Here is a 24,907-nt window from a genome sequence, read left to right as displayed (position 1 = left end):
GCGACCGCCTTGCTAGGGCCGGTCGGCGGGTCCGAGCGACGCGGCGAACGCGCTCAACGACTCCCGGTCCGGCCGCGCGGTCTTCGCGATCAGGCTGGCCACGTGCTTCTCCACCGTGCGCGGCGAGATGTGCAGCCGGGTGGCGATCGCCTTGTTGCCCAGGCGGCCCGCCAGCAGCCGGAACACCTCGAACTCGCGCACGGTCACGCCCAGCGCCCGCAGCTCGCGCGGCACCTGGTCGGACCCGGTCCGCCGCTGCGGCACCGACGCGCCCACCTGCCGCAGCAGACCGCGGCACGCGCTGGCCACGGCGGGCTGCCCGGCCTGGTGGAAGTACTCCTCGGCGCCGCGCAGCCAGCTCACCGGCTCGCCCCACCCGTCGGCGACCGCCGCCTCGGCCACCAACCGCAGCCCCAGGTGGCGGGCCAGCGGGTGGATCGCCGCCGCCTCCCGCCCCGCGCGCACGGCCTGCGCCGCCTCCGCCTCCCGGCCGAGCCTGCCCAGCAGCACGGCCAGCGCGAACTGCGCGAAGCCGCGGTTCCACCGCATCCGGGCCGCCGCCGACCGCGTCACCGCGCGGTAGCCGTCCAGGTCCAACGCGCCCGACAACGCGTCCAGCAGCAGTTGCAACCCGTGCCGACCGGACAGGTGGTAGACGGTCGGCGTCTCCGCCTCGTGCGCGACGGCCCGCGCCAGGTCGTGCCCGGCCGCCACCCGGTCCTCCTCCAGCAGCGCGCAGAACGCCCGCGCCAACCCGAAGCACAGCGGCCGTTCCTGCGAGCCGACCCCGCCGATCTCGTCGAACGCCTCGATCGCGGCGTCCATCTCGGCCCGCCTGCCCTGGTGCGCCGCCGCCGTCGCCTGCGCCATCAACCCGTAGAGGGTCAGGTTCCGCAGCTGCAACCGCCGGGTGTCGGCGACGACCCGGGTCAGCCGCTCCGCCGCCGCGCCGTACTGGCCGCGCAGCACGGTGTCCAGCCCGAGGATCGCGTCCACGTTGTAGGCCACGCTGATCGCGCCGATCAGCAACGCCTCCTCACGCGCCTCGGCCAGCTCCGCCGCCGTGCCCTCGGCCAGCCAGTCCAGGCCGGCCTGCCGGATCACCGCGTACGCCCGCTGGATCGGCAGCCCGTGCTCCTCGGCCAGCGCCCGCGCCCGGGTGAAGCACTCGGCCGCCTCGTCCAGGTCCCGGTCGCGGGCCAGCACGCCGAGCAGCTGCCACGTCTCGCAGCCCACCTCGGGCAGCGGCACCCGCTTCGCCGCGTCGGCCGCCCGCCTGGCCAGGAACTCGGCCGACTCGATCCGGTCCGGCACCTCCAGGTTCAACGTCAGGAACGCGGCCACGGCGTCGAGCCGCGCGGTGTGCTCGTCGGTCGCGTCCGCGCCGAGCAGCGCGCGTGCCGTCTCCACGTGCGCCATGCCGTCGGTCCACCGGCCCGCGGTGTTGGCCACCTGCGCCAGCTTGGTGTGCAGCTCGGCCCGCCGCACCCGGCCCAACCCGGCGGCGCTCAGCTCGGTCACCGCGTCGACCAGCGCGAACGCCCGCTCGAACTGGCCCGCTTCGGCGAGCGCGGGCAGCAGCGAGTCCAGCACGTCCGCGCGGACCGCCACGTCCACCTCGCTGGCCAGCAGCCGGTGCGCGTGGTCGAGCAGCCGCACCGCCGACCCGGCCGCGCCGCCCGCCAGCGCCCGCCGCCCCGCCTCGGCCAGCAACGCGCCCGCCTCGGCGGTCTGCCCGGCGTCCAGCCGCAGCGACGCCACCAGCGCGCACCACTCGCCGGGCAGGTCGGGGTGCAGCTCCCGGACGGCGTCGGCGGTCCGCCGCGCCAGCTCCGCCCGGTGCGGCGGCGGCATCTGCGCCAGCAGCGCCTCGGCGGTCAGCGGGTGCCGGAACGCGTACCAGTCGGGCACCGGCTCGTCCGGCGTGACGAGCTGCGCGGCCACGCCGGCGTGCAGGTGCGACAGCAGGGCCCGGTCGTCCATGCCGGTCACCCGGCGCAGCACCGGCAGCGGGAACCGGTGGCCCAGCACGGCGGCCACCGACAGCACCTCGCGCCCCTGCGGCCCCAGCCGGTCGGTGCGGTGCGCGATCAACCGGACCAGCGCCGACGGCACGTCGATGCGCAGTTCGCCCAGCACCTGCCAGCCGCCCGGCCCGCGCACCAGCAGGCCGCCGTTCACCAGGCCGTGCAGCATCTCCTCGACCACGAACGGGTTGCCCGCGCTGTCCGCCCACAGCCGCCGCACGACCTCGGCGGGCACCTCGTGGTCCTCCGCCTCCAGGCACAGGCCGACCATCCGGCGCACCTGGCGCTCGTCCAGGCGGCGCAGCTCCACCAGCACGCCCGCCTGCCGTTGCGCGGCCGAACGGACCACGTCCAGCGTGGGGCCGGCGTCGGCGCGGGTGGTCACCAGCAGCGCGGCGGGCGCCTGGTCGAGGTTGTCCACCAGGTAGTCGACGACCGCCAGCGTCTCGGCGTCCGCCTCGTGCAGGTCCTCCAGCACCAGCAGGCACGGGCGCGTGCGGCCGACCACGGCCAGCAGCCGCAGCACGGCCTCGGCGAGCACCAGCACGGAGTGCGCGGGCCGCTGCTCCTCGGCGCCGGCCGATTCCGGGCTCCAGTCGGGCGCCAACCGGCCGAGCGCCGACCGGTACGGGCCCAGTTCCCGCAGGTCGAGCCCGTCCCCGGCGCGCAGCAGGGACATCAGGGCCTCGGCCAGCGGCCGGAACGGCACGATCGGCCCGATCGTGCTGCCGCGACCCCGCAGCACCCGCATGCCGCGGTCGAAGGCGGCGCCGGCGGCGAAGCGCGCCAACCGGGTCTTGCCGATGCCCGGCTCGCCGACGAGGAACACCGCGCGGCCCCGGTGGGTGCCCGCGTCGGCCAGCATGCGGTCGAGCACGTGGAGTTCTTCGTCGCGGCCGACCACGACCGGCGCGCGGGTGTGCATGCGCCGACCTTAGTCAAGCCGATCGGCCGCATGCCAAACTGCCCGCACCCCCAGTGTGGGCGGGCAGTCCGGCGGCAGGGTGAAGCTGGTTACAGGGGCAGGCCCGGCGCGCTCACCGTGGTCATGGTGCTCTCGCTCACGGTCACCGCCGCGTACGCGCCGACGGCCAGGGTCAGGCCCGCCAGCGCGCGGGCGCGGGCGCCCGCCTTGGCCCTGCGGGACAGCGCCATCTCGCCGGCGGGGTGGTCGCCGTCCTGGTCCTCGCTCCAGGTGGTGACCTCGTCGCGGTTGGCGTCGTTCATCGGGTGATCTCCTCGAGGGGGTCGATGTCGTGCGTTGATCCGAGCAGGAGCACCGAAGGCACCCGCTCGGGAAAACCTAGGCGGAGCAAGCCGTACCCGATACCGGACAACCCGGTGAGCAGGCCGGCCGACGGCACGCCGCCGGGCGTGCCGCAGCGCGCCCCGTACTGGTCCAGCGCGCCGAGGACCAGTCCCGCGCGCCGGGTGCGCATGGCCGCGGCCAGGCCGTGCCCGCGTTCGGCGAGGACGGTCAAGGACTCGATCACGCCCAGCTCGCCGTGGCACAGGCTCAGGTCGCGCAAGGGCTCGTGCACCGCCAAGGCGTTCAGGCACCGGTCCAGGTGCAGGGTGTGCGCGTCGACCGGCTGGTCCGGGTGCGCGCAGTGCGCGAGCACCGCGCCGGAGAGCCCGGAGCACCAGCTGTGGTCCGCCTCGGTCACGTCGAGCAGGCGTTGCCGCAGCGCGTGGTCCGCGCGCAGGTTCGCCCGGCCGACCACACCGTAGCGCTGATCGCCCGCCGCCCGCGCGTAGCGCAGCAACGCCCAGCCGACACCGGCCCGGCCGCGCGCGAAGCCGTCGCCGCCGGGAGTGGCCGCGGCGAGCCGGTCGGCGTAGGCGCGGGCCAGCGCCGAGGCGGCGGGCAAGCCGCTCTCCGCCCGCACCGCCAGCATCGCGGCCAGGCCGCCCGCCCAGCCCTCGACCACGTTGGCCGGGTCCTCGCCGATCGCCTCGACCGCGGTCGCGACCTCCACGGCCGACCTCAGCCAGTCGCCGATCCCGTCGTCGTGCAGCAGGTTCGCCAGCCGTGCCAAGGCGTAGGAGATGCCGCCCAGCCCGTGGAACGCGCCGCTGCCGACGGCCGCCGCCATCCCGGCGTCCTCGGCGAACGCGGCCAGCAACCCGGGGATCGGCCGCACCGCGTCGCGCGCGAACTCGGTGTACCGGGCGGCGCCGGTGAGCTCGCCGAGCTGCGCCAGGAACAACGCGACGCCGGTGTAGCCGTTGGACAGGCCCGCGCCCATCGGGGCCACCGCCCAGTGCCGGTCGTCCACCAGCTCCAGGCCCACCCAGTTGACCCGGCCGTCGGCGGTCGTGGCGTGCGCGAGCACCTCGTCGGCGATGCCGCACGCGGCGACCAGCAGCCGTTGCGGGTCGGGGACGCCCGCCTCCACCGGCGAGGCGACCCCGCGGCCGGTGCGGTGGTCGACCGGCCGCGGCCGGCTCGCCAGCCCGGCGCTGATCAGCCACTGCTGGTCGTGCTTGTCCACCTCGTCCAGCGCGGCGACCTTGGCCGTGACGGCGTCCAGCGCGCAGGACGGCAGCAGGCCCGGCAGCCGCTGCCCGGTCGAGGTCCACACGTCGCGGCTGCCCGGCCGGGTGGTGAACAGCGGCACGTCGCCCGCCCACAGGTCGCGCATCTCGTGCGGGACCAGGGCGCGTGACACGTCGTCGTCCGCCGTGCCGTCCCACAGCAGGTCGAGGACGTCCTGGCGGTCCGCCGCACCGCGCACCGCGTCCGGGTGCGTCGACTCGTCCAGCAACGTCGCGTACAGCTGGGTCATCCGCGGCACGAACCGCACCGGCAGGTCGGCGAAGGCGCTCAGCAGCCCGTCCGGGCCGAGCAGGTCGGCCCGGTGGTCGCAGAGGGCGTCGTAGCCGACCCGGAACCCGGCCAGCAGCGCGCCCTGGTAGTCGGCGGGCTCGGCCTCCAGGCCGTCCACCACGGGCCGGTTGTGCGCGGGCGGCATCGGCATGGGCCTGCGCACCAGGCGCATCCGGTCGGTGCCGGGGTGCAGCCAGGCCACGCCCTCGGTCGGCGGCCGGTCGCCGTGGTCGCCGCCCATGCCGCCGACGTCCAGCGCGCCGTGCTCGCCCAGCAGCACCCGCGGCAGCACGGCGGTGCGGTGCACGGACCGGGCCAGCGCCCGGACCGCCGGGTCCGTCGCCGTGCCCACCGTGGGGTGGAACAGCGTCTCCACGTCCACCAGCACCGGCTGGTCGGCCGCCGCGACCAGGTTCTCGTAGTGCATGTCGGTGCCGTCCACCGCGTACAGCAGCGCGATCAGCGCGCCGAGCCGCTGGTAGAACCGGCCGACCTCGGTGACGTCCGCGCACGGGCGGTGCTCGACGAACTCCAGCCACCCGTGGCCCGGCCGGGCGAGCACCCGCGGCAGCCGCAGGCCGAGGCCGGTGTGCCCGTCGAACCAGGTCACCAGGTCCGCGAACGCCTGGTGCAACGCCACCGGCCGGGGCTTGTAGACCACCCGGCGGCCGTCGGCGAAGGTCAGCACGGCCACCGAGCGGCCCCGCGCGTGCGGGTCGCCCCGGCCCGTCTCCACCTGCGCCAGGGAGCCGGGGTCACGGCCGTCGAGGAGGGTCCGCACGATCTCCGGCCGATCGGCGGCGAACCGGTCGAGCAGCTCGCCGTGCGCCTCGACCGCGTGCAGGCAGGCCTGGCCGAGCAGCCGGGCCAGCACCGGGTACCGGCCGAACAGCGCGGGCAGGTCGACACCCCGGACGAAGTCGGCGAACCGCTCCCGCGGCGTGTCGCCGACGAGCCGCCCGCCGACCCGGTCGAGGTTGAGCTCCAGCACGAGCGTGCGCGCGGCGATCCGGGCCAGCCGCCTGCCCAGCGCGTGGGCGAAGTCGGCGTCCAACCTGGGGTCGAGGGCGACCGCCGCGCGCACCAGGGGTCTCAGCGCGTGCGCGAACGCCTCGGCCGGGTTGTCGGCGTCGGCGGTCGGCCCGCCGCCGGCGAAGTCTGCACGGGCCGCGGTCGTGGTGGCGCGTTCCACGAACGCGGCCCATGAGGGCCGTCCACGGGGGACGACCAGCTCTTGGGGGTTCCCGCGCACACCGCTGAGCCACCACGCTGCGGGCGGCCGGTCGACGGCGGAGGGGAACACGCGCACAACGTGTCACGGGCGTGCCGCGGCGCACATGGGGGCACCGCCCCCAGATTTGCGAGTGGGCGGGCGTGAGTCCGCAGATGTGCGGAAAAGGCTTCCGTCGCAGGTCACCAGCGCCTTGCGGGGAGGTGAACGGACGGCGTGGCGCGCGGTCGGACCTCAGGTCGCGCAGTTCTCCGCCCGGGCGGCGGCGTCGCGGAACTCGTCCGGCAGCGAGACCACGTCCATCTTCTCCACGGCCTCGTTCATCACCGTGACGGCCTCGGTCATGTCCTGGATGACCGTGGAGAAGACGTCGGTGGTCATCTCCGCCGCCGCGTCGACCGTCGACTTGGCCGAGACGAACTTGTCCCGCGCCCTGGTCAACGGCTCGCTGATCACCTCGACCGCGGTGTCCGCGGCGGGCGACGGGGCCGGTGTCAGCTCGTCCAGGTCGTGCAGGACGACGTCGAGCACGTCGATCACCCGGCCGAGGGAGTCGCTGACCGACTTCTTGGCCGCCGCCGGGTCGGTCTGCGTCTGGTCGAACGACACCCCGCCCGAGGCGACCATGTACTTCGCCACGCCGCAGAAGTTGTTCATCCAGCGCACGACCTCGGGCCCGGCGTCCGTCCCGGGGACCGACGACACCGGCCCGGCTGTCGGCTGCCCCGCCACGGGCACCGCGCACCCGGTCAGGCCGACCAACGCCACCGCCACCACCCACCGCTTCACAGGGGATTTGTACCCCGCCATCACCCGATAGTGGGGTGGAACATGACAACCGGGGGAACCGTCGGCCACGATGGCGGCTCATGACCGTCTCACTCGACGTCTCCGGCGGGATCGCGGTCATCCGGATCGACGAGCCGTCGGACACGGTCCTGGCCGAGGTGCGCGCGGTGCTGCCGGTGCTGGCCGAGGCCCGCGCGGTCGTGCTCCTGGTCGACCCGGGCCTGTGCGCCGCGGGCACCGAACGGCTGGTCCGGGGGTCGGTGGCGCAGCGGGAGGCGGTGGCGGCGGCGTTGCGCGGCGTGGCCGGGGAACTGGTGAACCTGCCCGTGCCGGTGGTCGCGGCGATCGGCGGCAACCCGTCCGGCGAGGCGGCGGAGCTGGCCATGGCGTGCGACTGGCGGGTGCTGGCCGCCGACGGTGGGCTCGGGTGGGTGACGGACGGTCGGGTGACGGGCGACCAGGTGCTGGTGGCACGGCGCGTGACCGCCGAGGAGGCGTTGCGCACCGGGCTGGTGGACCGGGTCGTGCCGCGGTGCTCGGTGCTGCGGGCCGCCGTCGAACTCGCAAATGAGTGCAAGTCAACGCAAACGGAACGTAAGTCCTGCCGTATAGTTGCTCCATGACGCAACGGCGGTTGGCGGAAGTGGCCGCGAAGGTCGGCGTGAGCGAGGCGACGGTCAGCCGGGTGCTCAACGGCAAGCCGGGGGTGTCCGACGCGACGCGCTCGGCCGTGCTCACGGCCCTGGACGTGCTCGGGTACGAGCGGCCGACGCAGCTGCGCGGTGAACGCGCCCGGCTGGTCGGTCTGGTGCTGCCGGAGCTGCAGAACCCGATCTTCCCCGCGTTCGCCGACGTGGTCGGCAACGCGCTGGCGCAGCGCGGCTTCACGCCGGTGCTGTGCACCCGGACCGCCGGCGGGGTGACCGAGGCGGACTACCTGGAGCTGCTGTTCGAGCAGCACGTGTCCGGGGTGGTGTTCGCCGGCGGGCAGTACGCGCAGGCGGACGCGTCGCACGAGCACTACCGGCAGATGACGCGGCGCAAGCTGCCCGCCGTGCTGGTGAACGCGGCCATAGACGATCTCGGCTTCCCGCGCGTGTCGTGCGACGACGCGGTGGCCGTCGAGCAGGCGTTCGGGCACCTGGTGGCGCTGGGGCACACCCGGATCGGGGCGGTGCTGGGCCCGTCGGACCACATGCCGTCGCGGCGGAAGCTGACCGCGTTGTTGTCGTGCGCGTCGGTCGCCGGGGTGGAGCTGTTCGAGGAGCACGCGATGTTCTCGCTGGAGGGCGGGCAGGCCGCCACCACGCGCCTGCTGCACCGGGGCGTCACCGCGATCCTGTGCGCCTCGGACCCCCTGGCGTTGGGCGCCGTGCGCGCCGTGCGCCGGCACGGCCTCAAGGTGCCGCACGACGTGTCCGTGGTCGGCTACGACGACTCGCCGCTCATGACCTGCACCGAGCCGCCGTTGACCACGGTCCGCCAGCCGATCGAGGCGATGGGCCGCGCCGCCGTGGAGCTGCTGGCGAACCAGATCGCCGGCACCCCGGTCCCGGACGAGGAACTGCTCTTCGAACCGGAGCTGGTCGTCCGCTCCTCCACCGCCCCCGCCCCCCGCTGACCCGGGAGTCCAACCTCCGGGCCCCGAGAGTCCAACCTTCCGGGCGCGAGAGTCCTACGTTCACAACCCGAGAGTCCTACGTTCACGACCCCTGAATTCAACACTCACGACAGGCGCCGCCTGCGCTGAGCGTTGAACTCGGGGTGCGTGGACGTAGGACTCTCGCGCGTTGGAGGTAGGACTCTCGCGCGTTGGGGTGAGGGGGGCAGCTTACGAGTTGATGTCGGGAAGTTGCGAGTTTTCGTAGACATCTTGCGGCGGAGTGTTGGGGCGACTTACCGTGTGCGCCACACCACACCCGAGGAGGGTCCGCCCCCATGAACTCAACCAGCCTCCGCAGAGCGGCGGGGTTGCTGCTGGCAGGCAGCCTGAGCCTGGCCGCCGTCGCGTGCTCGCAAGCCGACGAGACCGGCGCCGCCGCCGGTGGCAAGGTCACGATCTCCGTCAACGGCCAGCCGCCGCAGACCCAGCCGTTCGACCGCAAGGTCTTCGACGAGGACGTGGCCGAGTTCGAGGCCGCCAACCCGGACATCGACATCGAGCCGCACGAGGGGTTCATGGACCCCAAGACGTTCTCCGCGAAGCTCGCGGGCGGCCAGCTCGAGGACGTCTTCTACGCCTACTTCACCGACCCGGCGAACCTCATCGCGCGCAAGCAGGCCGCGGACATCACCGACTACGTGAAGGACGTCCCGCACTACGACGCCATCCGGCAGGAGCTGCGCGACGTCTTCAGCAAGGACGGCAAGGTCTACGGCGTCCCCACCGCCAACTACTCGATGGGCCTGCTCTACAACCGGGCGCTGTTCACCCAGGCGGGCCTGAACCCCGACCAGCCGCCGAAGACGTGGGACGAGGTCCGCGAGGCCGCCAAGAAGATCACCGCGCTCGGTGACGGCAAGGTCGGTTTCGCCGAGTACAGCAAGAACAACCAGGGCGGCTGGCACTTCACCGCGTGGATGTACTCCGTCGGCGGCCAGGTCGCCCGCCAGGACGGCGACAAGTGGGTCGCGGACTTCAACAACGACAAGGGCCGTGAAGCCCTCCAGCACCTCAAGGACATGCGCTGGGCCGACAACACGATGGGCGAGAAGCAGCTGCTCGTCATCGAGGACGTCCAGCAGATGATGGGCGCGGGCCAGCTCGGCATGTACCTGGCCGCGCCGGACAACGTGCCGACGCTGGTCAACCAGTTCAAGGGCGACTACGCGAACTACGGCCTGACCGGCATCCCGGACGGCGAGGGCACGCTCATCGGCGGCGAGGGCTACATGCTCAACCCGAAGGCCACGCCGGAGAAGATCAAGGCCGGGCTGAAGTGGGTCCAGTGGAAGTTCCTCAACCCGGACCGGTTCGAGAAGAACCTCCAGCGGTACAAGGACCAGGGCCAGCCGATCGGCCTGCCCGTGCCGCCGGTCGCCGACGTCTGGACCGGTGACATCGCCGCCAAGCAGGCCCAGCTCAAGGAGAGCCTGGCGACCGTGCCGGTGGCGAACTTCAAGTCCTACGTGGACGCCACCCCGAAGGGCCGGATCGAGCCGCCGAACGCCCAGCAGGTGTACGCGATCCTCGACAACGTCATGCAGGCGGTGCTCACCAACCGCGACGCGGACATCAGCCAGCTCCTGGCCGACGCGGAAGCCAAGGTGAACCCCGTCCTGGCCCAGGTCAAGTGATGCGCCGCCGCGTCGCGGAGAACCTGACCGCGTACGGGTTCCTGTCCGCCGCGCTGATCTGCTTCGCGGTGTTCTCCTGGTACCCGATCGCGCGTGGGGCGGTGCTCGGCTTCCAGCAGGTCGACTTCGTCACCGAGCCCACGTGGGTCGGCTGGGAGAACTTCGAGCGGCTCTTCGCCGACCCCCTGTTCGCCACGGCGTGGCGCAACACGCTGCTGTTCACCGCGCTGGCGCTGGTGTTCGGCTTCGTGGTGCCGTTCCTGCTCGCGGTCGTGCTCAACGAGCTGCGGCACTTCAAGGGCTACTTCCGGCTCATCGTGTACTTGCCCGTGATGCTGCCGCCGGTGGTGGCCGCGCTGATCTGGAAGTGGATGTACGACCCCGGCCCGGGCCTGCTCAACTCGGCGTTGCGCGGGCTCGGGCTGGAGGGCGCGGCGTGGCTGGACAGCGCCGACACCTCGATGCTGTCGCTGGTGATCGTGGCGACCTGGGCGAACCTGGGCACCGCCACGCTGATCTACCTGGCCGCATTGCAGAGCATCCCCGGAGACCTGTACGAGGCGGCCGAGCTGGACGGCGCGAACGTGCTGCGCAGGCTGTGGCACGTCACGGTGCCGCAGACCCGGTTCGTGCTGCTGGTGCTGCTGCTGTTGCAGGTCGTGGCGACGATGCAGGTGTTCACCGAGCCGTACGTGATGACCGGCGGCGGGCCCGAGGACTCCACGGTCACCGTGCTGCTCCTGCTGTACCGCTACGCCTTCTACTACAACGACTTCGGCACGGCGAGTGCCCTGAGCCTGTTGCTGCTGCTGGTGCTCGGCGCGTTCACCGCGCTGTACCTGCGGGTGACGCGGAAGGCGGACGCGTGAGGACGTTGATCGCGCCGGGACGAGCCGGCGTCGGCTACAAGGTCGCGCTGGCGGTCACGACCGTCATCCTCACCGCGGTCTTCGTGGTGCCGCTGGTGTGGGTCGTGCTCTCGGCCATGAAACCGGCCGTGGAGCTGGCCCGGGTGCCGCCGACGATCCTGCCGCGGACGTGGACGCCCGGCACGTACGTCGAGGCGTGGGAGCTGATGGACCTCGGCCGGTACTTCCTCAACACGATCGTCGTCGCGGTGGGGGTGTGGGCGGTGCAGCTCGCGGTCGACGTGCCCGCGGCGTACGCCCTGTCACGGCTCAAGCCCGTGCTGGGCAAGGGGATCCTCGGCATGATGCTGCTGACCCTGATGATGCCCGCCGCGGTGCTGCTGGTGCCGACCTACCTGACGATCGCCGACCTCGGGCTGCTCAACAACCCGTTGGCGCTGTGGCTGCTGGGCGCGGCCAACGCGTTCACCGTGTTCCTGCTCAAGCGGTTCTTCGACCAGCTGCCCGCGGAGGTGCTGGAGGCGGCGCGGATCGACGGAGCCGGCCAGTTCACCATGCTGTGGCGGATCGTGCTGCCGCTGTCCCGGCCGATCCTGGCGGTCGTGTCCATCTTCGCGGTCGTGGCCGCGTGGAAGGACTTCATCTGGCCGCTGCTGGTGTTCTCCGACCCGGCGCGGCAGACGCTCAGCGTCGCGTTGCAGCGCTTCGCCCCCGACACCCCGGTCAACCTGCTGCTGGCCGGCCTCGTGCTGTCCAGCGTGCCGATGATCGGCCTGTTCCTGGTGTTCCAGCGGCACGTGCTGGCGGGTCTCACCGCCGGCAGCGTGAAGGGCTGAACACATCACCGAGGGAGGAATCCACATGAACTGGTGGCGCGGTGCGGCCATCTACCAGGTGTACCCGCGCAGCTTCGCCGACGGCAACGGCGACGGGATCGGGGATCTGGCGGGTCTGCGCCAGAAGCTCCCGTACCTCGCCGAGTTGGGTGTGGACGCGATCTGGCTCAGCCCCTGGTACCCGTCCCCGTTGGCGGACGGCGGCTACGACGTCGCCGACTACCGCGACATCGAGCCGGTGTTCGGCACGCTCGTCGAGGCGGAGAAGCTGATCGGCGAGGCGCACGCGGTCGGCCTGCGGGTGATCATCGACATCGTGCCCAACCACTGCTCCGACCAGCACCCCTGGTTCCAGGAGGCGTTGGCGGGGGAGGGCCGGGACCGGTTCTGGTTCCACGAGGGCGACGAGCCGCCGAACGACTGGCGGTCGCGGTTCGGCGGGCCGGCGTGGAGCCAGGCGCCGGACGGGTCGTGGTACCTGCACCTGTACAGCCCGGAGCAGCCGGACCTGAACTGGACCAACCCGCGGGTGCGGGCCGAGTTCGAGTCGATCCTGCGGTTCTGGCTGGACCGGGGCGTCGACGGGTTCCGCATCGACGTCGCCGACGGCCTGGTCAAGGACTTCTCCAGGCCGGACGCCGAGCTGCCGTACTCCGACCAGGACGGCGTGCACGACATCTACCGCTCGTGGCGGAAGGTGCTCGACGAGTACCCGGACGAGCGGGTGTTCGTCGGCGAGATGTGGTTGCCCGACCCGGAGCGGTTCGCCCGCTACCTGCGCGCGGACGAGCTGCACTCGGCGTTCAACTTCGACTTCCTGTGCTGCCCGTGGGAGTCCGGCGAGCTGCGGCGGGTCATCGACGGCACGCTCGCCGCGCACGCGCCGGTCGGCGCGCCGCCGACCTGGGTGCTGTCCAACCACGACGTGACGCGGCACGTGTCGCGGATGGGTCGGGAGGACTCGTCGTTCGACTTCGGCCGGCGCCAGCACCTGACGCCGACGGACCTGGAGCTGGGCACGAAGCGCGCGCGGGCGGCGATCATGCTGACCACCGCGCTGCCCGGCTGCGTCTACGTCTACCAGGGGGAGGAGCTGGGGCTGGAGGAGGTGGACGACCTGCCCGACGAGCTGCGCGAGGACCCGGTGTGGGTGCGTTCGGGCCACACCGACCGGGGCCGTGACGGGTGCCGGGTGCCGATCCCCTGGGGTGACGACGGCCCGTCGTGGCTGCCCCGGCCGGAGCACTGGAGGTCGCTGTCGGTGGCCGCGCAGACCGCCGCGCCCGACTCGATGCTCGCGCACTACCGCACCGTGCTGGCGTTGCGGCGGTCGGAGCCGTCGCTGGGCGACGGGCCGATGGAGTGGCTGGAGCTCGGACCGGGCGTGGTCGCGTTCCGCCGCGGCGACGACTTCGCGTGCGTGCTCAACCTGTCCGCCGAGCCGGTCGCGCTGCCCGCGCACGACGCCGTGCTGCTGAGCAGCGGGCCCCTCGTGGACGGCGCCGTGCCGCCGGACACCGCGGCCTGGATCAGGCCTGCCCGCTAGGCCGACCGACGGGCTTGTTCGCCCGGACCGCCAAGTTGCACTCCAGCAGGCCGAGCACCCTCAGGGTCTCGGCCTGCTGGTCTTCGTCCATGTCGCCGAGGGTGGCTTCCTCCAGCTCGCGCCACATGCGCTCGACCTGGTGCCGCAGCGCCTGGCTGGCGGCGGTCGGCTCGACGAGCACGGCGCGGCCGTCGGTCGGGTCGGGTGAGCGGCGCACGAAGCCCGCGCGTTCCAGCCGCTGCACGGTCCTGGTCATGGTCGGCGAGTCCGCGCCCAGCTCGCCGCACAGGTCCGACTGCCGCTGCGGACCGCGGTCCCAGAGGCGCATCATGACCATTTCCTGTCCGGGGTGCAGGCCTGCCTGCCTGAGCAGCTGACCCGCGAGCATGCGGTGCAGGCGGGCGACGCGGAAGATCGCGTGGCTGACGCGCCCGTCCTCATCGATCTGGAGCATGGGCGCTGACGTGGGATTTTGTCCGGTCGAGGCCATGGTTCGAGTCTAGCCGCCCGGGATCGTGAGCGCTGTCACAGTGAAACATCGGAATGCACTCCGTGTTGTTAGCTGTTCGGACAGGTAATACCGCAACCTGGAGGAAGACATGAGCACCGCGTTCGAGCCGCTCGACCTCGCCGGCACCAAGTTGGCCAACCGGATCGTGATGTCGCCGATGACTCGCAGCCGCGCGTACGACACGGTGCCGACGCCCGTGATGGCCGAGTACTACGCCCAGCGGGCCAGCGCCGGGCTGATCATCACCGAGGGCATCCAGCCGTCCGCGGTCGGCCAGGGCTACCCGCACACGCCGGGGCTGCACACCGACGAGCAGGTCGCCGGCTGGCGCGTCGTCACCGACGCGGTGCACGAGGCGGGCGGCCGGATCTTCGCGCAGCTCATGCACTCCGGCCGGATCGGCCACCCGAGCCTGCTGCCCGGCGACCTGCACCCCGTCGGGGCGTCACCGGTGCGCGCGGCGGGCCAGCTGTACACCGGCGAGGGGATGACCGAGCTCGTCACGCCGGTCGAGCTGGGCCCGGCCGACGTCGAGGCCACCATCGCCGACTTCGCCGCCGCCGCGCGCCGGGCCGTCGACGCCGGGTTCGACGGGATCGAGCTGCACGGCGCCAACGGCTACCTGCTGCACCAGTTCCTGGCCGACAACACCAACCTGCGCGACGACGAGTGGGGCGGCTCGGTGGAGAACCGCATCCGGTTCACCGTCGAGGTCGTGCGCGCCACGGCCGAGGCGATCGGCGGCGCCCGCGTGGGCCTGCGGATCTCGCCGTTCAACCGGTACAACGACATCGCCGAGGAGACGACCGCCGAGCTGTACCCGGCCCTGGTCGACGCGATCGAGCCGTTCGGCCTGGCCTACCTGCACATCGGCGAGGCCGGCGACCGGGCGTTGACGCTGGAGCTGCGCGAGCGGTTCTCCGGCGTGCTGATCCTCAACCCGCACACGCCGGACGGCGTGACCGGCCCGGACCACCTGTCCCTGCTGGACGAGGGCGTGGCGGACGCGGTGAGCTTCGGCGCGCTGTTCCTGGCCAACCCGGACCTGCCCGCCCGCCTGGCGAACGGCGGCCCGTTCAACACGCCGGACCAGTCGACGTTCTTCGGCGGCGCGGAGCAGGGCTACACCGACTACCCGGCCCTGACCAGCGTGAACGCCTGACCGGCTGTTCCGAGCGGTCAACTCGGGTGTTCCGAACGTAGGACACGCGCGTTCCGGTCGTAGGACACGCGCGGCGCGAACGTACGACTCTCGCGCGAGTCCTACGTTCAGGACGCGAGAGTCCTACGTTCAGGACACCCGAGTTGAACAGTGGGACGACGACGAGGCCCCCGAGTCGCGCGAACTCGGGGGCCTCGCCGTGCGTTCTGGGGTGTGAACGGGCAGGAAGTGAGGCCCGTTCGGGCACGGATTCACTCGATCGTGTGTGTTCGGTCAGGCTAAGCGGGCGGAACCCGGGCATCGTTCACCTGGCTGTGGCGGTGGCCACACCAATCGGCCGGTGTTACACCTTAGGCGCGGCCCGAACGGGCAGCGACGGTCCGAGCGGGCAGGGAGGTGACGTGCGGGCGGACGAGCGCAAGCGCCGGATCCTGGCCCGGGCACGGGCGGACGGCCGGGTCGACGTGGCCGAGATCGCGGCCGAGCTGGAGGTCGCGCAGGAGACCGTGCGACGCGACCTGCGCCTGCTGGACGAGCACGGCCTGGTCCGCCGCACGCACGGCGGCGCGTTCCCGGTGGAGAGCGCCGGCTACGAGACGGGCCTGAAGTTCCGGTCCGCGTCGATGGTGCCGGAGAAGCGGCGCATCGCCCGGGCCGCCGCGGACCGGCTCGGTGACGCCGAGACGGTCTTCATCGACGAGGGCTACACGCCGCAGCTCGTCGCCGAGGCACTGCCCACCGGCCGGCCGCTCACGGTGATCACCGCGTCCCTGCCCACCGCCGCCGTGCTGTCGGAGGTGCCGTCCGCGACCGTGCTGCTGCTCGGCGGCCGGGTGCGCGGCCGGACGCTGGCCACCGTCGACCACTGGGCCACGCGGATGCTCTCGGAGATGGTGATCGACCTCGCCTACATCGGGGCGAACGGCATCTCCCGCGAGCACGGGCTCACCACGCCGGACCCGGCGGTGGGCGCGGTCAAGGCGCAGGCCCTGGCCTCGGCGCGCCGGCGCGTCTTCGTCGGCGTGCACACGAAGTTCGGCGTGTCGAGCTTCCACCGGTTCGGCGACGTCGCCGACCTGGAGGCGGTCGTCACGGACTCCGTGCTGCCCGCCGGCGAGGCCCACCGCTACGCCCTGCTCGGACCGAAGGTCGTCCGGGCCTGACCCCAACCCACGCAGCGGCCCCGGAGCACCAGGGGCCTGGTTCCGCTCGCCCGAAGGAAGGCAAGACGATGAAGTCATTGCGCTATGGCGGCCTGCTGGCCGCGGTGCTCCTGGCCACGACCGCGTGCGCCGGCGCGGGCGGCGGGGGCGGCGGCGCCGAGAACTCGATCAACGTGCTGATGGTGAACAACCCGCAGATGCAGGACCTGCAGAAGCTCACCGCCGACAACTTCACCAAGGACACCGGCATCACGGTCAACTTCACCGTGCTGCCCGAGAACGACGTCCGCGACAAGATCAGCCAGGACTTCTCCAGCCAGGCGGGCCAGTACGACGTGGCCACGATCAGCAACTACGAGACGCCGATCTACGCCAAGAACGGCTGGCTCACCCCGCTGGACGACTACGTCGCCGAGGACACCGGCTTCGACCAGGACGACGTCCTCGAACCGATCCGCCAGTCCCTGACCGCCGCCGACGGCAAGGTGTACGCCCAGCCGTTCTACGGCGAGTCGTCGTTCCTCATGTACCGCAAGGACGTGCTGGACGCCAAGAACCTCACCATGCCCGAGAGGCCGACGTGGCAGCAGGTCGCCGAGATCGCTGCCCTGGTCGACGGCGCGCAGCCCGGCATGAAGGGCATCTGCCTGCGCGGCCAGCCCGGCTGGGGCCAGCTGATGGCGCCGCTGACCACGGTGGTCAACACGTTCGGCGGCACGTGGTTCACCAAGGACTGGCAGGCCCAGCTGACCGCGCCGGAGTTCAAGGAGGCGACCGGGTTCTACGTGGACCTGGTCCGCGCGCACGGCGAGGCGGGCGCGCCGCAGGCCGGGTTCGCCGAGTGCCTGAACAACATGACCCAGGGCAAGGTCGCCATGTGGTACGACGCCACGGTCGCCGCCGGCCTGCTGGAGGCCGACGACTCGCCGGTGAAGGGCAAGCTCGGCTTCGCCCAGGCGCCGGTGGTCAAGACCGAGTCCTCGGCGTGGCTGTACACGTGGGCGTTCGGCATCCAGAAGGCCAGCGGGAAGGCCGACAACGCGTGGAAGTTCGTGTCGTGGGCGTCCGGCAAGGGCTACGAGGAGCTGGTCGGCAGGACGCTGGGCTGGTCCAGGCTGCCGGACGGCAAGCGCTCGTCGACCTACCAGCGGCCCGAGTACCTGGCGGCCGGCGGGTCGTTCGCCAAGCAGGCGGAGGCGGCCATCGCGGGCGCCAGGCCCACCGACCCCGGCGTGCAGGAACGGCCCGCGAGCGGCATCCAGTTCGTCGGCATCCCCGAGTTCACCGACCTGGGCACGCAGGTGTCGCAGAAGATCAGCGCCGCCATCGCGGGCTCGACCACCGTCGACGCCGCGCTGGAGGAGAGCCAGGCGCTGGCCGAGGTCGTGGCCGAGAAGCACCGGGGGAAGTGATGAGCAACCCCACCCCCATCGGGAGGGCCCGGTGACCGCCGTCCGGGAGGCCCCGGCCCGGCGCGGCCCGACGCCGCCGGCGCGGACCGGTCGGCCGGCGGCGGCGCGCTGGGCACGGCGCGCCCCGCTGCTGCCCGCCCTGGTCTTCACGATCGTGGTCACCCAGCTGCCGTTCGTGGCCACGCTGGTGATCTCGCTGATGCGGTGGAACTCGCTGGACCCGGCCAACCGCGGGTTCGCGGGCCTCGACAACTACGCCGCCGTGTTCACCGACCCGGACCTGCGCAGCGCCATCGGCGTCACGGTCCTGCTGACCGTCACCGTGGTGGTGGTCTGCCTGGTGCTGGGGCTGGGGTTGGCGCTGCTGCTCGACCGGGAGTTCGCCGGGCGCGGTGTCGTGCGCACCATGCTGATCGCGCCGTTCCTGGTGGTGCCGGTCGCCGCCGCGCTGCTGTGGAAGCACGCGCTCTACAACCCGGAGTACGGCCTGTTCAACGGCGTGCTGACGTGGTTGTTCGGCGACGGCGCGCCGCAGCCGGAGTGGATCAGCGGCATGCCGCTGCTCGCGGTCGAGGCGTCGCTGGTGTGGCAGTGGACGCCGTTCATGATGCTGATCCTGCTGGCGGGCCTGCAGAGCCGCCCGCAGGACGCGGTCGAGGCCGCGCGCATCGACGGCGCCACGGCGTGGCAGGTGTTCCGCTACCTGACGCTGCCGCACCTGCGGCAGTACCTGGAGCTGGGCGCGCTGCTCGGCTCGATCTACATCGTGCAGAACTTCGACGCCGTCTTCACCATCACCTCCGGCGGCCTCGGCACGGCCAACCTGCCGTACACGATCTACCAGACCTTCTACCAGGCGCACGACTACGGCCAGGCGTCCGCCGCGGGCGTGGTCGTGGTGGTCGGCTCGATCATCATCGCCACGTTCGCGTTGCGCGTGGTGTCGTCGCTGCTGCGCGAGGACGGCGGCCGAGCCGCGAACCGGACGGGGGTGCGGGTGTGAAACGGGTCCTGGGCTTGGCCGCGTGGTGCGCGGGCCTGCTGTTCTTCGCGCCGGTGGCGTGGATGGTCCTCACCTCCCTGCACAGCGAGCCGGACGCGGCGACCAACCCGCCGTCCCTGGCCGCGCCGATCACGTTCGACGGCTACGCCGAGTTCTTCGACTCGGCGCCGTGGCCGCCGCTGATCAACTCGTTGAGCGCGTCGATCGGCTCGACCCTGCTCGTGCTGCTGCTGGCGATCCCGGCGGCGTACGCGCTCTCCATCAAGAAGGTCGACAAGTGGTCGGACGTGCTGTTCTTCTTCCTGTCCACCAAGATGCTGCCCGTCGTGGCCGGTCTGCTGCCGATCTACCTGGTCGCGCAGCACACCGGGATGCTCGACAACATCTCGTTCCTGGTCGTGCTCTACACGTCGATGAACCTGCCGATCGCGGTGTGGCTGATGCGGTCGTTCCTGGCCGAGGTGCCCGGCGAGATCCTGGAGGCCGCCGCGCTGGACGGCGCGGGCCTGGTCACCACGCTGCGCCGGGTCGTCGCGCCGGTCGCCATGCCCGGCATCGCCGCGACCTCGTTGATCTGCTTCATCTTCAGCTGGAACGAGCTGCTGTTCGCCCGCGTGCTGACCGGTGTGGTCGCGGGCACCGCGCCGGTCTACCTCACCGGGTTCGTCACCAGCCAGGGCTTGTTCCTGGCCAAGGTGTGCGCCGCCGCCGTGGTGGTGTCGCTGCCGGTGCTCGTCGCCGGGTTCGCCGCCCAGGACAAGCTGGTCCAGGGCCTTTCGCTGGGAGCCGTGAAGTGAGAGCAGCCGTCATCACCGGGGTCGGCGCGGTGGAGGTCACCGAGGTGCCGGACCCGACGCCCGGGCCGCGCGAGGTCGTCGTGGACGTCGCGGCGTGCGGGCTGTGCGGCACCGACCTGCACATCCTGCAGGGCGAGTTCGCGCCGACGCTGCCGGTCGTGCCGGGGCACGAGTTCGCGGGGGTGATCGTCGAGACCGGGTCGGAGGTCACCGAGCTGGCGGTCGGCGACCGGGTCGCGGTGGACCCGTCGCTGTACTGCCACGAGTGCCGCATGTGCCGGTCCGGGCGCGGCAACCTGTGCGAGCGGTGGGCCGCGATCGGCGTCACGACCGGCGGCGGCGCGGCCGAGTACGCGCTGGCGCCCGTCGCGAACTGCGTGAAGCTGCCCGACCACGTGCGCACCGAGGACGCGGCGCTGATCGAGCCGCTGTCGTGCGCGGTGCGGGGCTACGACGTGCTGCGGTCGCAGGTGGGCGGCCGGGTGCTGATCTACGGCTCGGGCACGATGGGCCTGATGATGTTGCAGCTCGGCAAGCTCACCGGCGCGTCGTCCATCGAGGTGGTGGACCTCAACCCGGACCGCCTGGCCACGGCCGAGCTGCTCGGCGTCACGGCCACCGCGTCGTCGCCCGACGAGCTCGACCGGCCGCGGGGGTGGGACGTCGTCATCGACGCCACGGGCAACGAGAAGGCCATCCAGGACGGGCTCGGCCGGGTCGCGAAGGGCGGCACGTTCCTGCAGTTCGGCGTCGCCGACTACGCGGCGCGGGTGACCATCGACCCGTACCGCATCTACAACCAGGAGATCACGATCACCGGGTCGATGGCGGTGCTGCACTCGTTCGAACGCGCGGCCGACCTGTTCGCCACGGGCGTGCTGGACCCGGAGGTGTTCATCAGCGACCGCCTGCCGCTGGCGGACTACGCCCCGGCCCTGGAGCGCTTCCGGGCGGGGCGGGGCCGCAAGATCCAGGTGCTGCCGTGAACGCGGACCGGCCCCGGTCACCCGCCGTGACGGGTGTCCGGGGCCGGTCCGCTCGGTGCTAGTTGTTGGCCGCGCGCCGGCGCAGCACGATCAGCAGCGCCGCGCCGCCGCCGAGCAGGATGACGCCGATCACCAGCGGGATCGCGATGCTCGCGCCCGTGTTGGCCAGGCCGTCACCCGTGTCGGCCACCGGCACGACCGCGGCGGTCGTGGTGGTGGTGGAGGTGGCGGGCGCCGAGGACTCCGAGGTGGTGACCTCCACCGTCGTGGTGGTGGTCGTGGGCTCGGTCTCCTCGGTCGTCGTCTCGACCGTGGTGGTGGTCGTGGTGGTGGTCGTCGTCGTGGGGACGACGCACGCCTCGACGGTCTTCGTCTCCTTGAAGGAGTACTGCGCGTTGTCGCCCGCGGTCACCTCGACCACGAACACGCGCTTGACGTCGCCGCTGGCCGAGTACTTGCCCTCGAAGCCGGCCTTGAAGTCCTTGTTCTCCAGCTCCTGGGCGTCATCAAGGGTGACCTTGATGTGGTTGGTCTTGTTCTGCGAGTAGGCCGTGAGCTTGACGCTGAGGGTGGTCGTGCCGTCCTTGCACGACGCCTCGAGCTTGGGGGTGTGCGCGGAGGCGGGGACAGCGGCGAAGACGGTCGCGGCGACGGCGGCGACAGCGGCGCCGACCAGGGCACCGACTCTGGCGAACTGCATGTGAGGGCTCCTGAGGGAAGGGCTGAGGAGAACCGCGTCACCATATCGGGGGGTTTATAACAACACGATTGGGGGTTCTGTAACTACTGCCCGTAAAACTGTGATCTGGGACGAGTGGTTCGCCGGAGTACGAAGAGGACGAAGGGGACGCTGAGTCGTCGTCGCCGGATCAGGGGGTGGTGCCGTCGACGTCCCACCGGGCGGCGTCGGCCATCAACCCGATCATCCCCGAGACCAGGCGCAGCTGGTCGACGCCGCGGATGTCGGCCTCCACCAGCCTCGGCGAGCACACCACGACCGCCAGGGCCTGGGCCCGGGACAGCGCCACGTTCAACCGGTTGCGCGACAACAGGAAGTCCAGGCCGCGCGGCAGGTCGACGGCGGCCGACGAGGTCATCGTGGTGATCACCACGGGCGCCTCCTGGCCCTGGAACCGGTCCACGGTGCCGACCCGCACGTGCTCGTAGCCGTGCTTCTCCAGCTCGCGCCGCACCAACCGCACCTGGAGGTTGTACGGCGCCACCACCAGGATGTCCGAGTCGTCCAACGCCCGCGCGTCCGGCCCGTCCGTCCACAGGCGACCCATCAGCGACCGCACCACCCCCACCACCGCGTCCGCCTCCTCGACGGACGACGTGGTGTTATGCGAGTGGTGCACGGAGTGGACGTACACCCCGGACGGCACGCCGTCGACCCCGCGCGCGGCGGCGCCGGGGTGGGCGTGCAGGAGCCCGGCGTAGGACAGGTTCGACACCGGCGCGCACACCGCTGGGTGCATCCGCCTCGTCTGGTCCAGGAAGTAGCCCAGCTCCGGCGGGATCACGTCGGCGTCGCCGATCAGGTGCCCCAGCGCCGACGCCTCCGCGCCCGCCGGGTGCGTGCCCTGCACGACCTGCGGCAACTGCTGCGGGTCGCCCAGCAGCACCAGGTTGCGCGCGCACGTCGACACGGCCAGCGCGTCGGCCAGCGCGAACTGGCCCGCCTCGTCCACGATCAGCACGTCGAACGGCTGCTCGCGCAGCGCCGCGTTCGCGAACGTCCACGCCGTGCCGCCGACCAGGTGCCCGCCGCCCTGGTCGGCGCGCCACCGCACCAGCGCCGGGTTGTCGCGCGGCTGCTCCCACGAGCAGTCCTTCGCGGGCGCGCCCTTCGCCCGCTTGGCCGTGGGGATCGGCACGCCGAGCTCCCGGCCCGCCGCCAGGGCCGCGCCCAGCACGTTCTCCACCGCTTTGTGGCTGGTCGAGGTCACGCCGACGCTGCGACCGCCGCGGATCAGGTGCGCGATCAGCCGGCCGGCGAGGTAGGTCTTGCCCGCGCCGGGCGGCCCCTGCACGGCGAGCGTGGAGCCGTCCAGCGCGTCCACCGCCGCGATCACGTCGGCGATCACGTCGTCGCCCCTGGGCAGCACGCCGGTCCTCAGGCGCGGCGGCGTGCGGCGCGCCAGGTCGACGCCGGGGTGCGGCGGGAGCGCCGGCAGCACGTCCACGACCGAGCGCGCCAGCTCGTAGACCGCCTCGTCCTTCGGCTTCGGCTGGACCGGGCTGCCGGGCAGCACCGCGACGGGCTGCTCGCCGTGCACGTCGTCGGGTGCGACGCTCTCCAGCACCACCATGTCCTCGGCCGACTCGGCGAGCACCACCGCGTCCCGGGTCACGTTCGCGGGCTTGCCGGGGTAGAGCAGCCGGACCTGGTCGCCCTTCGCGAACGGGTGCGGCCGGTCCGGGTCGCACCACACCCGCACCTCGCGCTTGGCCTTGCGGACCCGCCCGGACGGCATCGCCCAGTCCTGCGCCCGCACCGACACCGGCACCGCGCACGCGCTGTCGGACTCCAGCTCGGACAGCGGCGCCGCCACCTGCCGGAAGAAGTCCCACCACGCCGGGTTCGTCTCGCGCCGGTGGTAGCCGACGGCGGCGGCCAGCAACGCCCGGGCCCGCTCGTCGTCGGTCGCCTCGGCCGGGTTGTCCGGCAGGCCCTCCAGCAGCGGGTCGACCACGGCGGCGAGGCGCTCGGCGCGCTCGGCCCGGCGCTGGGCGGCGAGCTCGTCCTCGATCTCCTCGGTGAACGACGGCTCCGGCACGTGCGGCTCGATGCCCGCCTCCGCGCGCACCTCCAGCAGGAACCGGTAGAGCCGCAGCGTGGAGACGCAGTCGTAGGTGTTGTAGTCGGCGATGCCGGTGAGCACGTCCTCGGCGCGGGCCGGGTCGGCGTCGCGCAGCGCCAGGAACTCCTCGTACGCCTCGATGCTGGACACGGCCGTGGTGACCTCGCCCGCGCGTGCCTCCGGCATGTACAGCGGTTCCAGGTACTTGATCGAGTACGACCGCTGGGACACGCGCAGGGCCTTGCGCACCACGGCGTAGAGGTCGACCAGCGCGCCGGAGCGCAGCAGGTGGTCGACGGCCTCCTCGCGCGTGCCGTGCAGGGCGGCGAGCTTCTTGAGCGCGTTCACCTCGTACGGCGCGTAGTGGTAGACGTGGGCGTCCGGGTGGGCCTGCAGCGTCCGGGTGGCGTGGTCGACGAACCGCTCGAACGCCACCTTCTCCTGCGGGCGGGTGTGCGCCCAGAACGGCGTGAAGCGCTCGTCGCCGTCGACCACGCCGAACAGGTACTCCAAGCCCTCGCCGTCGAGGGCGAACGGGTCGCCCTCCATGTCGAAGAACAGGTCGCCGGTGCTCGGCGCGGGCAGCGCGGCCAGGGCTTCGGGCGCGACGACCTCGTAGGCGACCTTGCCGGTCGGGTCGTCGTCGGTGCGGGAGTCGTCCTGGATGACCTGGAGCGCGGCCTGGGCGCGCAGACCGGTGAACGTGGCGGCGGACATCGTCGCGGGACGGTCGTCGCGGGTCGCGTTGGCCAGGGCGTCGATCGTGCCGAGGCCGGCGGCGGCGAGCTTGCGGCGCTGGTCGGTGCGGATGCCGGCGACCAGGGACAGGTCGCGGTCCCGTTCCCGGCCGGTGGCGCAGTGCCGCCCGAAGCGGCAGGTGGCGCACGCCGGGCGTTCGTCGTCCCAGAGGCGTTCGGGCAGGGCGGCGGGTGCGGCGAGGCGTGCCGTGAGGCGGGTCCGGAGGTCGAGGACCAGCGGGAGGAAGTCGGCGACCTGGAACGTCTTGGTGGTGCCGTCGCCGAGCAGCAGGTGCATGGCGGGTCCGGCGTGGCGGCCGAGCGCGTTGGCGTAGGCGGTGAGCTGGACGACGGCGGCCGGGGTGGCGTGCCGGGCGAGCTTGGCGTCGTGCGGCTCGTAGCCGCGGTCGGTGGCGACGAGGAAGTCGGCGCGGCCGTGGAAGCCGTCGGCGTAGAAGACGGCCTGGTAGATCACCGGCGCCCGGGCGGCCATCGCCTGCGCGGTCAGCTCGGCCGCGTGGGTGAGGGCCGCGTGCGTCGGCGCGGGTTGGGGGATCTCGACGACGTCGTGCGCGGCGCGGAACTTCGCCAGCACGGCCTGCTCGTGCGCGTGGCCGTGCCGGGTGGCGAGGGTGTTCGGCCGGGCGTCCGGCACGGGCGCGCCGGGCAGGCCGGTGGCCAGCGCCAGCGACAGCCGGGCGCGGTGGTCGCACTCCAACAGGTCCACCAGGTCCGCCGGGGAGTGCACCAGGTGGCCGTCGGCGGTGAGCATGGCGGGCAGTATCGCGGCCGGACCCGCCAACCCGGCGGACCGCGCGCGGCGAGTCGCCGGACTGCGGCCACCGCCACCCGGCGCGCGTCACGCGTGCTGAGCGTTGAATTCGGGTGTTCCGAACGTAGGACACAC

19 protein-coding genes are annotated in these 24,907 nt (G+C 72.6%); 12 read left to right on the top strand and 7 right to left on the bottom strand.

Annotated features, from left to right (window positions below; genetic code table 11):
• Positions 1–12: 12 nt before the first annotated feature.
• The 4 genes from IOD16_RS26085 to IOD16_RS26070 form a co-directional block, all read right to left on the bottom strand.
• Positions 13–2,952: an ATP-binding protein gene (locus tag IOD16_RS26085; RefSeq protein WP_201436501.1), complete on the bottom strand. Its 2,940-nt coding sequence runs from the start codon at positions 2,950–2,952 to the stop codon at positions 13–15.
• Between the two features lie 89 nt (positions 2,953–3,041).
• Positions 3,042–3,254, bottom strand: a complete 213-nt coding sequence (locus IOD16_RS26080; RefSeq protein WP_123746480.1) for a hypothetical protein — start codon at positions 3,252–3,254, stop codon at positions 3,042–3,044.
• Positions 3,251–6,160: a type 2 lanthipeptide synthetase LanM family protein gene (locus IOD16_RS26075; RefSeq protein ID WP_201436500.1), complete on the bottom strand. Its 2,910-nt coding sequence runs from the start codon at positions 6,158–6,160 to the stop codon at positions 3,251–3,253. Before IOD16_RS26075 ends, IOD16_RS26080 begins: the two co-directional genes overlap by 4 nt.
• Positions 6,161–6,322: 162 nt before the next feature.
• The gene (locus tag IOD16_RS26070; RefSeq protein ID WP_201436499.1) at positions 6,323–6,877 is read right to left on the bottom strand and encodes a hypothetical protein; all 555 of its coding nucleotides are present in this window, start codon (positions 6,875–6,877) and stop codon (positions 6,323–6,325) included.
• 80 nt (positions 6,878–6,957) lie between these two features.
• Between IOD16_RS26070 and IOD16_RS26065 the strand changes: the two genes are divergently transcribed.
• The 6 genes from IOD16_RS26065 (at position 6,958) to IOD16_RS26040 (ending at position 13,425) form a co-directional block, all read left to right on the top strand.
• Positions 6,958–7,500 carry an enoyl-CoA hydratase/isomerase family protein gene (locus tag IOD16_RS26065; protein WP_201436498.1) on the top strand — a complete coding sequence of 181 codons (543 nt, stop codon included), beginning with the start codon at positions 6,958–6,960 and terminating at the stop codon, positions 7,498–7,500.
• Positions 7,497–8,498 (top strand): LacI family DNA-binding transcriptional regulator, encoded by a 1,002-nt coding sequence (locus IOD16_RS26060; protein WP_123746483.1) that lies wholly within the window; start codon positions 7,497–7,499, stop codon positions 8,496–8,498. The genes IOD16_RS26065 and IOD16_RS26060 overlap by 4 nt, the downstream gene beginning before the upstream one ends.
• Before the next feature lie 317 nt (positions 8,499–8,815).
• On the top strand, positions 8,816–10,174 hold the full coding sequence (locus IOD16_RS26055; protein WP_201436497.1) for an ABC transporter substrate-binding protein: 1,359 nt from the start codon (positions 8,816–8,818) through the stop codon (positions 10,172–10,174).
• On the top strand, positions 10,174–11,043 hold the full coding sequence (locus IOD16_RS26050; protein ID WP_201436496.1) for a carbohydrate ABC transporter permease: 870 nt from the start codon (positions 10,174–10,176) through the stop codon (positions 11,041–11,043). The genes IOD16_RS26055 and IOD16_RS26050 overlap by 1 nt, the downstream gene beginning before the upstream one ends.
• The gene (locus tag IOD16_RS26045) at positions 11,040–11,879 is read left to right on the top strand and encodes a carbohydrate ABC transporter permease (RefSeq protein ID WP_236594392.1); all 840 of its coding nucleotides are present in this window, start codon (positions 11,040–11,042) and stop codon (positions 11,877–11,879) included. The genes IOD16_RS26050 and IOD16_RS26045 overlap by 4 nt, the downstream gene beginning before the upstream one ends.
• Positions 11,880–11,904: 25 nt before the next feature.
• On the top strand, positions 11,905–13,425 hold the full coding sequence (locus IOD16_RS26040) for a glycoside hydrolase family 13 protein (protein WP_123746486.1): 1,521 nt from the start codon (positions 11,905–11,907) through the stop codon (positions 13,423–13,425).
• Here IOD16_RS26040 and IOD16_RS26035 read toward each other — a convergent pair.
• The gene (locus IOD16_RS26035; protein WP_236594391.1) at positions 13,409–13,879 is read right to left on the bottom strand and encodes a MarR family winged helix-turn-helix transcriptional regulator; all 471 of its coding nucleotides are present in this window, start codon (positions 13,877–13,879) and stop codon (positions 13,409–13,411) included. The two genes, IOD16_RS26040 and IOD16_RS26035, sit on opposite strands and share 17 nt — an antisense overlap.
• 145 nt (positions 13,880–14,024) lie before the next feature.
• Between IOD16_RS26035 and IOD16_RS26030 the strand changes: the two genes are divergently transcribed.
• The 6 genes from IOD16_RS26030 to IOD16_RS26005 all read left to right on the top strand — a co-directional run bounded on the left by IOD16_RS26030 (position 14,025) and on the right by IOD16_RS26005 (position 20,459).
• The gene (locus tag IOD16_RS26030; RefSeq protein ID WP_201436494.1) at positions 14,025–15,098 is read left to right on the top strand and encodes an alkene reductase; all 1,074 of its coding nucleotides are present in this window, start codon (positions 14,025–14,027) and stop codon (positions 15,096–15,098) included.
• Between the two features lie 401 nt (positions 15,099–15,499).
• Entirely contained in the window at positions 15,500–16,261 is a 762-nt protein-coding gene (locus IOD16_RS26025) for a DeoR/GlpR family DNA-binding transcription regulator (RefSeq protein ID WP_123746489.1), read from the top strand.
• A gap of 68 nt (positions 16,262–16,329) precedes the next feature.
• Entirely contained in the window at positions 16,330–17,673 is a 1,344-nt protein-coding gene (locus IOD16_RS26020) for an ABC transporter substrate-binding protein (protein ID WP_201436493.1), read from the top strand.
• Between the two features lie 31 nt (positions 17,674–17,704).
• Entirely contained in the window at positions 17,705–18,676 is a 972-nt protein-coding gene (locus IOD16_RS26015; protein ID WP_201436492.1) for a carbohydrate ABC transporter permease, read from the top strand.
• Positions 18,673–19,473: a carbohydrate ABC transporter permease gene (locus IOD16_RS26010; RefSeq protein ID WP_236594390.1), complete on the top strand. Its 801-nt coding sequence runs from the start codon at positions 18,673–18,675 to the stop codon at positions 19,471–19,473. The genes IOD16_RS26015 and IOD16_RS26010 overlap by 4 nt, the downstream gene beginning before the upstream one ends.
• Positions 19,470–20,459 carry a zinc-dependent alcohol dehydrogenase family protein gene (locus IOD16_RS26005; RefSeq protein ID WP_201436491.1) on the top strand — a complete coding sequence of 330 codons (990 nt, stop codon included), beginning with the start codon at positions 19,470–19,472 and terminating at the stop codon, positions 20,457–20,459. The genes IOD16_RS26010 and IOD16_RS26005 overlap by 4 nt, the downstream gene beginning before the upstream one ends.
• 58 nt (positions 20,460–20,517) lie before the next feature.
• Here the strand turns inward: IOD16_RS26005 and IOD16_RS26000 are convergent, their stop codons facing one another.
• Together IOD16_RS26000 and IOD16_RS25995 are read right to left on the bottom strand one after the other, a co-directional pair.
• Positions 20,518–21,159, bottom strand: coding sequence for a hypothetical protein (locus IOD16_RS26000; protein WP_201436490.1), 642 nt, complete (start codon positions 21,157–21,159; stop codon positions 20,518–20,520).
• A gap of 169 nt (positions 21,160–21,328) precedes the next feature.
• The gene (locus tag IOD16_RS25995) at positions 21,329–24,772 is read right to left on the bottom strand and encodes a TM0106 family RecB-like putative nuclease (protein ID WP_236594389.1); all 3,444 of its coding nucleotides are present in this window, start codon (positions 24,770–24,772) and stop codon (positions 21,329–21,331) included.
• Positions 24,773–24,907: the final 135 nt, after the last annotated feature.

It is taken from the genome of Saccharothrix sp. 6-C, from assembly GCF_016695385.1.
Classification (GTDB): Bacteria; Actinomycetota; Actinomycetes; order Mycobacteriales; family Pseudonocardiaceae; genus Actinosynnema; species Actinosynnema texasense.
This window is presented reverse-complemented; position numbering and strand designations above follow the sequence as displayed.

Coding starts and splice junctions, on each gene's coding strand:
- IOD16_RS26030 (WP_201436494.1), top strand. CDS start 14,025: ATGAGCACCGCGTTCGAGCCGCTCGACCTCGCCGGCACCAAGTTGGCC.
- IOD16_RS26055 (WP_201436497.1), top strand. CDS start 8,816: ATGAACTCAACCAGCCTCCGCAGAGCGGCGGGGTTGCTGCTGGCAGGC.
- IOD16_RS26080 (WP_123746480.1), bottom strand. CDS start 3,254: ATGAACGACGCCAACCGCGACGAGGTCACCACCTGGAGCGAGGACCAG.
- IOD16_RS26020 (WP_201436493.1), top strand. CDS start 16,330: ATGAAGTCATTGCGCTATGGCGGCCTGCTGGCCGCGGTGCTCCTGGCC.
- IOD16_RS26050 (WP_201436496.1), top strand. CDS start 10,174: ATGCGCCGCCGCGTCGCGGAGAACCTGACCGCGTACGGGTTCCTGTCC.
- IOD16_RS26035 (WP_236594391.1), bottom strand. CDS start 13,879: ATGCTCCAGATCGATGAGGACGGGCGCGTCAGCCACGCGATCTTCCGC.
- IOD16_RS26065 (WP_201436498.1), top strand. CDS start 6,958: ATGACCGTCTCACTCGACGTCTCCGGCGGGATCGCGGTCATCCGGATC.
- IOD16_RS26085 (WP_201436501.1), bottom strand. CDS start 2,952: ATGCACACCCGCGCGCCGGTCGTGGTCGGCCGCGACGAAGAACTCCAC.
- IOD16_RS26000 (WP_201436490.1), bottom strand. CDS start 21,159: ATGCAGTTCGCCAGAGTCGGTGCCCTGGTCGGCGCCGCTGTCGCCGCC.
- IOD16_RS26060 (WP_123746483.1), top strand. CDS start 7,497: ATGACGCAACGGCGGTTGGCGGAAGTGGCCGCGAAGGTCGGCGTGAGC.
- IOD16_RS26040 (WP_123746486.1), top strand. CDS start 11,905: ATGAACTGGTGGCGCGGTGCGGCCATCTACCAGGTGTACCCGCGCAGC.
- IOD16_RS25995 (WP_236594389.1), bottom strand. CDS start 24,772: ATGCTCACCGCCGACGGCCACCTGGTGCACTCCCCGGCGGACCTGGTG.